General features: G+C 66.3%; 6 protein-coding genes. 3 read left to right on the top strand and 3 right to left on the bottom strand.

The window, feature by feature from the left end; all coding sequences use genetic code 11:
* The first annotated feature begins 219 nt into the window (after positions 1-219).
* Entirely contained in the window at positions 220-858 is a 639-nt protein-coding gene (locus tag FHW83_RS30290) for a hypothetical protein (protein WP_176650085.1), read from the top strand.
* On the opposite strand, the gene FHW83_RS30285 is transcribed toward FHW83_RS30290, so the two are convergent.
* Entirely contained in the window at positions 855-1,583 is a 729-nt protein-coding gene (locus FHW83_RS30285) for a TorF family putative porin (protein WP_176650084.1), read from the bottom strand. The two genes, FHW83_RS30290 and FHW83_RS30285, sit on opposite strands and share 4 nt — an antisense overlap.
* Positions 1,584-1,793: 210 nt before the next feature.
* Between FHW83_RS30285 and FHW83_RS30280 the strand changes: the two genes are divergently transcribed.
* Complete coding sequence (locus tag FHW83_RS30280) at positions 1,794-3,791, top strand: DNA topoisomerase IV subunit B (RefSeq protein ID WP_176650083.1); 1,998 nt, start codon at positions 1,794-1,796, stop codon at positions 3,789-3,791.
* Positions 3,792-4,132: 341 nt separating this feature from the next.
* Positions 4,133-6,442 carry a DNA topoisomerase IV subunit A gene (gene parC / locus FHW83_RS30275; RefSeq protein WP_176650086.1) on the top strand — a complete coding sequence of 770 codons (2,310 nt, stop codon included), beginning with the start codon at positions 4,133-4,135 and terminating at the stop codon, positions 6,440-6,442.
* A gap of 100 nt (positions 6,443-6,542) precedes the next feature.
* Here parC and FHW83_RS30270 read toward each other — a convergent pair whose 3' ends face one another.
* Both FHW83_RS30270 and FHW83_RS30265 read right to left on the bottom strand, forming a co-directional pair.
* Positions 6,543-7,013: a hypothetical protein gene (locus tag FHW83_RS30270; protein ID WP_176650082.1), complete on the bottom strand. Its 471-nt coding sequence runs from the start codon at positions 7,011-7,013 to the stop codon at positions 6,543-6,545.
* 79 nt (positions 7,014-7,092) lie between these two features.
* Entirely contained in the window at positions 7,093-8,490 is a 1,398-nt protein-coding gene (locus FHW83_RS30265) for an IgA Peptidase M64 (protein ID WP_176650081.1), read from the bottom strand.
* Positions 8,491-8,648: the final 158 nt, after the last annotated feature.

Below are 8,648 nucleotides of genomic sequence, written 5' to 3'. Positions count from 1 at the left end.
CCCCCGGCCTCAGTTGGTCGGCAGCGGCGCCAAATGCTGGCGACTTAGTCGAAGCCTAACCATGCTGGTGGCAACAAATTTACCGATCAGGTCAAAAGCGCGCGCGGTCGCTCTAATACATATGCACCACAGATATTTTAGTAAACGATAGCGCGCTGTAGTAAAGGTTAGGATGAACTAGCAGCGCTTAGTAAAACCGCCATTTTTGGAGACCCCATCATGGGTACCGTGACCTTTCCCTACCGCCTGCCGAACGAACTGATGGAGGAATTTGGCGCCTTCACCGGGATGCACTGGGCCGGTTGGCAGATCGAGCCGGCCATCTGCGACGCCATCCGCGCCTACATGCGCCCGCAACCCGCGGCGCAGCCGCAACAGGCTGCCGCCGAGGTGGCCGACGCCGGCTATCAATGGAAGCAAGTCTTCCTACCGGAGGGCACGCGGCTGCGCGCCAGCTTTGGCCGCGCGCCATATCACGCCGTCGTGCGCGGCAACGACATCCGCTGCGGCGAACAAGCGCTGTCACCGTCCGCCTTTGCCAACCTCAAGGGCAGCGGCAACCGCAACGCCTGGAAAGCCGTCTGGCTGCTGTTTCCGGGCAGCGAGCAATGGGTGCTGGCCGACACCTGCCGCGCGCAGCAGAAAGCCGTGATCGCGCGCCTGTTCGGCGCCGCCGAACCGCAGCAAGTCCCGGCCCCCTGCCCCGCCCCAGCGAAAATTCCGCTTGTGCGGACAAAACAAACCGGCCGCTCCGGCGCATCGGGGAAAACCGCCAAGCGCGGCCGGGGAGGCAAACGCGGCAAGCACGGCAAGCAACATAAGCAGCAAAAGCAGCACGGGCGGCACGCCGCCGCTTAGAACACCTTGCTGAGGGTCAGTTGCAAAGCGGTCTTGCCGAGGAACTTGCCGTTGGCGGCCGAGGTGTAAGCCGATTCCTGCGCGTCGCTGCCGACGACGGCCAGCGCCCCCGTCAGCACGCCGAAGTCCTTGGTGACGCCCAGCTTCCAGTCAGAGTAGGAAGCGGCATCGTTGCGCTTCACTTTCTGATGGCCGCCGTGCAGGTTGATGGTATAGCCGCCGCCAGCATCGATGTTGGCGCCAATGTCAAGGTAGCCGCTGTTCTTGCTGTCGGCGAAACCAAACAGGTTGGTCACCGCATGCGAATACTTCACATACGCCGGGCCATACGCCAGCTGTCCATAAACCTCGGTGGTATTCGCGCTGACCGGCAGCGCGTTGGCGGCATACACATAAGTCAGCACGCCCACGTCATACGACACGGCTTCGGTAACCTGCCCGCGCCTGCCCGCATACAGATCCAACTCCACGCCGCCATCGCCACCCGCATCCCTGATCCAGGCGATGGTCGACGCCCAGGCCCCCGCATACAAGCCGCTCGGGTTGTGCACATAATCCGCCCCGCCCTGCAAGGCCGGCTGCAAGCGCGTTTGCGAAATGCCGCGATAACGGTAATCGCTGACCGCCGCCAGATTGAAGCTGACCGCATGGTCCGGCGCAACCGCCTCTTCGGCATGGGCGGAGAACACCGCGACGGCGGCCGCAGCCAGTGCTAACTTTTTCATATGACTCCTGTCGTTGTTGAAAAACGGAGCGTCAAGCTTAGTCAGCGCGCCGTAAAAACGGTCTAAAAAGCCCGGCCGGCGTGGTAAACATCGTGTATAAATTGCGCGGCGCGCAATTTTTGCCGCGCAGCCCGCGCAGTTGAGGATAGAATACGCAAACAATGCACGAACTGTACATAAACCCAGTATCAAGAAAACAAGCTTGCTCGTATGGCCACTAAAAAACCCGTTTCCGATTACAGCGAATCATCCATCCGCGTCCTCAAGGGCCTGGAACCCGTCAAGCAACGCCCGGGCATGTACACCCGCACCGAGAACCCGCTGCACATCATCCAGGAGGTGATCGACAACGCCGCCGACGAGGCGCTGGGCGGCAATTGCAAGAACATCATCGTGACGCAGAACGCCGACGGCAGCGTCACCGTGGAGGACGACGGCCGCGGCATCCCGGTCGGCCTGCACCCGGAGGAAGGCGTGCCGACCGTGGAAATCGTCTACACCCGCCTGCACGCGGGCGGCAAGTTCGACAAGGGCAGCGGCGGCGCCTACGCCTTCTCCGGCGGCCTGCACGGAGTCGGCGTGTCGGTCACCAACGCGCTGTCCAAGCGGCTCGAGATCACGGTCTGGCGCAAGGAACCCAACGGCACCGGCCAGCACTTCCTGGCCTTCGAGCACGGCGACGTGGTCGAGCCGCTGACCTCCATCGTCGCCCCGCGCGACGCCAAGAAGTCCGGCACCAGGGTCACGGTGTGGCCGGACGCCAAGTATTTCGACTCCGCCGCCATCTCGCAGACCGAGCTGCAACGCCTGCTGCGCTCCAAGGCCGTGCTGCTGCCGGGCGTGACGGTCACGCTGAACAACGCCAAGAGCGGCGAATCGCAGACCTGGCACTACAACGACGGCCTGCGCGGCTACCTGACCGAGGCGCTGGCCCAGGCCACCGACGGCGAGACCCTGATCCCGCTGTTCGAGGGCGGGCAGTTCGCCGGCCCCGACGCCGAGGGCTTCGCCGAGGGCGAGGGCGCCTCCTGGGTGGTGGCCTGGACCGAGCAGGGCGCGGTGGTGCGCGAGTCCTACGTCAACCTGATCCCCACCCCCAACGGCGGCACCCACGAGTCGGGCCTGCGCGAGGGCCTGTACGGCGCCGTGAAAAACTTCGTCGAGATGCACTCGCTGCTGCCCAAGGGCGTCAAGCTGCTGCCCGAGGACGTGTTCGCGCGCGTCTCCTTCGTGCTGTCGGCCAAGGTGCTCGATCCGCAATTCCAGGGCCAGATCAAGGAGCGCCTGAACTCGCGCGACGCGGTGCGCCTGGTGGCGACCTTCTCCAAGCCGGCGCTCGAGCTGTGGCTGAACCACCACGTCGACTACGGCAGGAAGCTGGCCGAGCTGGTGATCAAGCAGGCGCAGTCGCGCCTGCGCTCGGCGCAAAAAGTGGAAAAGAAAAAATCCTCGGGCGTGGCCGTGCTGCCGGGCAAGCTGACCGACTGCGAATCGAGCGACGCCGCCCGCACCGAGCTGTTCCTGGTCGAGGGCGACTCGGCCGGCGGCTCGGCCAAGATGGGCCGCGACAAGGAATTCCAGGCGATTTTGCCGCTGCGCGGCAAGGTCTTGAACTCGTGGGAGACCGACAAGGACCGCCTGTTCGCCAACAACGAGATCCACGACATCTCGGTGGCGATCGGCGTCGACCCGCACACGCCGCAGGACACGCCCGACCTGTCGGGCCTGCGCTACGGCAAGATCTGCATCCTGTCCGACGCCGACGTGGACGGCTCGCACATCCAGGTCTTGCTGCTGACCCTGTTCTTCCGCCACTTCCCGGCGCTGATCGCCAAGGGCCACATCTGCATCGCCCGGCCGCCGCTGTACCGGGTGGACGCGCCGGCGCGCGGCAAGAAGCCGATCCAGAAGCTGTACGCGCTGGACGACGGCGAGCTGGTGGCCATCGAGGACAAGCTGCGCAAGGATGGCCTGAAGGAAGGCGCGTGGTCGATCTCGCGCTTCAAGGGCCTGGGCGAGATGAACGCCGAGCAGCTGTGGGAGACCACCATGAACCCGGACACGCGCCGCCTGCTGCCGGTGTCGCTGGGCGGCTACGGCCTGCACGAATCGGCGGCCCGCTTCAACATGCTGATGGGCAAAGGCGAAGCGGCCGCGCGCCGCGCCTGGATCGAGGAACACGGCAACGAGGCCGAAGCCGACATTTGACGCACCACCGTCATTCCGGCGCAGGCCGGAATCCATGCTGAGCCGGCCAGAACGCGCAGCATGGGTTCCGGCCTGCGCCGGAACGACGCGGGACTGACTACACAAGCACACACACCATGACTCAAGCAAATCTCTTTGACGATCCGGCGCCGCAAGACGCGCCAGCCGAGAAGCCCGCCGCGCCGACGCCGGCACCTGAAGCGGCGGCGCAAGCCCTCCCCGCCGGGGCCGGGGCCCGGCAAGGCGCCGACGCCGCCGGTGGCGGCGACGCCGGTGGCGGCGGCGGCCCCGCCAGCGCCGACGACCTCGCGGCCGGCGGCGATGGCGGCAACGGCGGCGGCATGTTCGGCGGCCCGCTGGGCGGCGGCGACGATGGCGACGGCGGCGACGCCCTGACCCTGTCCACCTTCGCCGAACGCGCCTACCTCGACTACGCCATCTCGGTGGTGAAGGGCCGCGCGCTGCCGGACGTGTGCGACGGCCAGAAGCCGGTGCAGCGCCGCATCCTGTACGCCATGAACGAAATGGGCCTGAACAGCAGCGCCAAGCCGCGCAAATCGGCCACCGTGGTGGGCGACGTGCTGGGCAAGCTGCACCCGCACGGCGACCAGTCGGTGTACGACGCCATGGTGCGCATGGCGCAGGACTTCTCGCTGCGCTACCCGCTGATCGACGGCCAGGGCAACTTCGGCTCGCGCGACGGCGACGGCGCGGCGGCGATGCGCTACACCGAGGCGCGCCTGACGCCCATCGCCAAGGTGCTGCTGGACGAGATCAACCAGGGCACGGTCGACTTCCAGGCCAACTACGACGGCTCGACCGAGGAGCCGACCCTGCTGCCGGCGCGCCTGCCGATGGTGCTGCTGAACGGCGCCTCCGGCATCGCGGTCGGCCTGGCCACCGAGATCCCGTCGCACAACCTGGGCGAGGTGGCGCAGGCCACGGTGGCCATGATCCGCAATCCCAGGATCAGCCACGCCGAGCTGATGGCGCTGCTGCCCGGCCCGGACTTCCCCGGCGGCGGCCAGATCATCACCCCGCCGTCGCAGATCGCCGACATGTACGCCACCGGCCGCGGCTCGATGAAGGTGCGGGCGCGCTGGAAGATCGAGGAACTGGCGCGCGGCCAGTGGCAGGCCGTGGTGACCGAGCTGCCGCCGGGCACCTCGGCGCAGAAGGTGCTGGAGGAGATCGAGGAGCTGACCAACCCCAAGATCAAGCTGGGCAAGAAAACCCTGTCGCCGGAGCAGCTGGCGCTCAAATCGCTGATCCTCAACTCGCTCGACACCATCCGCGACGAATCGGGCCGCAACGCGCCGGTGCGCCTGGTGTTCGAGCCGAAGTCGAAGAACCAGGACCAGACCGAGTTCATGCTGCTGCTCTTGGCGCACACCTCGCTCGAATCGTCGGCCTCGATCAACCTGGTGATGATCGGCGGCGACGGCCGGCCGCGGCAGAAGGGCCTGGGCGACATCCTGGGCGAATGGATCACCTTCCGCTTCGCCACCGTCACGCGCCGCTCGCAGTACAAGCTGGGCAAGGTCGACGCCCGCATCCACATCCTCGAGGGCCGGCAGACCATCCTGCTCAACATCGACGAGGTGATCCACATCATCCGCAATTCGGACGAGCCGAAGGCGGCGCTGATCGCGCGCTTCAAGCTGAGCGAGATCCAGGCCGAGGACATCCTTGAAATCCGCCTGCGCCAGCTGGCGCGGCTGGAGGCGATCAAGATCGAACAGGAGCTGGCCGAGCTGCGCAAGGAAAAGCAGACGCTGCAAGACCTGCTGGACAACCCGTCGTCGATGAAGCGCGCCATCATCAAGGAGATCGAGAGCGACGCCAAGACCTACGGCGACGCCCGCCGCACCCTGATCGAGGAGGCGCAGAAGGCCGTGGTCGAGCAGAAGGTGGTGGACGAGCCGGTCACCGTCATCATCTCCGAGAAGGGCTGGATCCGCGCCCGCGGCGGCATCGGCCACGACGCCACGCAATTCAGCTTCAAGGCCGGCGACAGCCTGTATGGCGCCTTCGAATGCCGCACGGTCGACACCCTGCTGGCCTTCGGCAGCAACGGCAAGGTGTACTCGGTGCCGGTGGCGGCGCTGCCGAACGCGCGCGGCGACGGCGTGCCGGTCACCACCCTGATCGACCTGGCGCCGGGCGCGCGCATCCTGCACTACTACGCCGGCAACGGCGCCACCCAGCTGATGCTGGCCACCAGCGCCGGCTTCGGCTTCATCGCCAAGGCCGGCGACATGGTCAGCCGCATCAAGGGCGGCAAATCGTTCATCACGCTCGACGACGGCGACGTGCCGCTGCCGCCGACCGTGATCCCGGACACGGCCAGCGCCGTGGCCGTGCTGTCCTCGGGCGCGCGGGTGCTGGTGTTCGGCATGGATGAGATGAAGGTGCTGACCAACGGCGGCCGCGGCGTGATCCTGATGGAGCTGGCGGACAAGGAGACGCTGCTGGCGGCCAAGCCGATCAGCCAGAAAGGCGTGACCGTGTATGGCACCGGGCGCGGCGGCAAGGCGCAGGAGGAGAAGCTGTCGGCGTCGGCGCTGGCGGTGCACTTCGGCAAGCGCGCGCGCAAGGGCAAGGAACTGGCGACCAGGATCAAGCCGAGCGGCCTGCAACCGATCGTCTAACCCACTCCGGGGTCAGGTCCTCCATTTCTACACGGCCTCTGCCGTAGCGTGGGCTACGGCAGAGGCCGTGTAGAAATGGAGGACCTGACCCCGGATTTTTTTAGTGCTGCTTGGCGGCCGCTTCCTTCACCTCGGCGTCGGCCTTGGCTTTCACGGCGGCGGTCTTGTTGGCGGCCAGCGCCTTGTCGGCGGTGGCGTCCACGGTTTCCTTGATGGCCTTGGCGTCGGCCTTCACGGTTTTCTTCTCGGCTTTCTCTTCAGCCTTGGCGACGGCCTTGTCGCCCTTGGCGGCGGCCTTGGCCTTGTCCTCAGGATCGGCCTTGGCCACCTTCTCATTGGCCTTAGCCTGTTCCACGGCGACCTTGGCCTGCTGCTCCTCGTGCACCTTGTCGGCCTTGGCGATGGCCTTGTTGGCTTTCTTGTCGGCCTTGGCGTCGGCTTTCAACTCCTTCTGCTCGGCCTTGGCGACATCCTTGTTGGCGTCGGCCTGCGCCTTGGCGACGTCCGAGGTCTGGGCATAAGCGGCGGTGGCCATCAGGCCGGCGATCAGGGTGGCAATCAGCTTGTTCATGGTGTATCCCTTTCCGTGTTGTTGAGTACGTGAGACACATCTTAGGCCGCCGCCCCGCCACACACTGTACGCTAGCGTACTAAGGACGCGAATACAGGTCGATGATGGCCGAGATGGCGTCCGCGCACACCGCGCAGAATTGCTCGCTGCGGTCGAACATGATGCACTGCATCTGCGGGCGGTAGTAGCCGGTCGCCTCGTAATTCGCGCCCTCGAACGCGCCCACCGTGTGGCGATGCGGGTCGGCCGAGAACAGCGCCGTGCTTTGTTGCAGGTCGCGCGTGAACAGCGCGCTCATCTCCGACTCCGGCCGGTTGACCGCGCGCAGCGCGGCGCGTTCCTGCTGATAGGCGCGCGACGCCGTTTCATAGGCGGCTTTCGGCCAGGGCGTCGGCATCGGCGTGCCCTCCTTGACGAATTTCCGCCATTTCAGCCGGGCCGGATCGTGCAGCGCGGTGGCGTTCGGCTCCCACGGCTCGCGGCGCTCGCCGCCGGTGGCGTAGGCCACCGGCGAGGTGTAGTACTCGTCGGCCAGGCCGGCGAAGTGGTGGCCGAATTCGTGCACGAACAGGTAGTTGGCCCAGTCGTTGTCGGCCGCCGCCGTGCTGAACTGGCCGAAGATGCCGCCACCGCCATAGGTCTCGTTGTTCACCAAAATCTCGATGAACTCATACGGCGCGTACTGCGCCAGCTCGCGCAGGGCGCGGTTGTCGGTGGTCAGCACATAGCGCTCGCTGCCGAAGATATCGTAGCGCGTGCCCAGCGGCGAGGCCTTGTGCGCGCCGGTCGACGGGCGCGACACGCCCGACTCGGTGGTCGGCAGCGCGATGGCCCAGACGTTGAAGTCCGTGGCGCGCTCCTTGAACGGCGAGGTCGCGAACAGGTGGTCGGCCAGGCGGCGCGCGGCCGCTTCGAATTTTTTCATCTCACCTTTGGTGTAGCCGTCGCCGACGATCAGCAGATCGACCTTGTCCTCGGACGGGCCGTTGACGCGGATGCCGATCGGCTGCACCGGCGCCGGCGGCTGCTTGCGGACCACGTCCATGGCGTCCGGATCGACGTCGGCGCTCCAGGCCAGCACGAAGCGGTTGGCGTCGTCGCGCTTGAGGATGCGCACCTTGACCGGCTGCGCCGGGCGCGGGAAGCGCACCGACTCCTGGAAGCCGCGGCTGGCGCGGGCCGCCTCCCCGGTGCTGCGCCATTCGGCGAACACGGTCGAGAAGCCGCGCGAGTACAGCAGCTTGCCGGTCTTGGCGTCCACCACCTCGACCAGGTTGTTGCCGCGATTGGTGTTGTCGATGGTTTGCCGCATGCTGCCGGGCCATGGCAGCGGCTCGACCACCACGCGTTCGACGGCGTAGTGTTCTTCGCTGGCGTTGCCGCTGTGGAGATAATCGAGGCGCATGGTGGCCGGCTGCGCGGCCAGCGCGGAGGCGCAGGCGCACAGCGCCAGCAGCGAGGTGAGGTAGCGGATCATGGATGTCCTGCGGTCAGTTGAAAACGTGACCGCCATTGTAATCCCTACCCGCACCCCGTCGTCCCCGCGCAGGCGCACTGCTGTCCGGAATAAATTTGCTTGAATAAGCCTGAAGGTGTTGCAGGTATTGGTTAACGGGCGTATACCCGTAGTCGCCA

This window comes from Duganella sp. SG902, assembly GCF_013376005.1.
Lineage (GTDB): Bacteria > Pseudomonadota > Gammaproteobacteria > Burkholderiales > Burkholderiaceae_D > Rugamonas.
Note: the sequence above shows the minus strand (reverse complement) of the source record. Positions and strands in the feature narration are given on the sequence as shown.

Bases quoted from the DNA above. Each gene is read 5' to 3' on its own strand.
- FHW83_RS30290 (WP_176650085.1), top strand. From the start codon at position 220: ATGGGTACCGTGACCTTTCCCTACCGCCTGCCGAACGAACTGATGGAG.
- FHW83_RS30285 (WP_176650084.1), bottom strand. From the start codon at position 1,583: ATGAAAAAGTTAGCACTGGCTGCGGCCGCCGTCGCGGTGTTCTCCGCC.
- parC (WP_176650086.1), top strand. From the start codon at position 4,133: ATGTTCGGCGGCCCGCTGGGCGGCGGCGACGATGGCGACGGCGGCGAC.
- FHW83_RS30270 (WP_176650082.1), bottom strand. From the start codon at position 7,013: ATGAACAAGCTGATTGCCACCCTGATCGCCGGCCTGATGGCCACCGCC.
- FHW83_RS30280 (WP_176650083.1), top strand. From the start codon at position 1,794: ATGGCCACTAAAAAACCCGTTTCCGATTACAGCGAATCATCCATCCGC.
- FHW83_RS30265 (WP_176650081.1), bottom strand. From the start codon at position 8,490: ATGATCCGCTACCTCACCTCGCTGCTGGCGCTGTGCGCCTGCGCCTCC.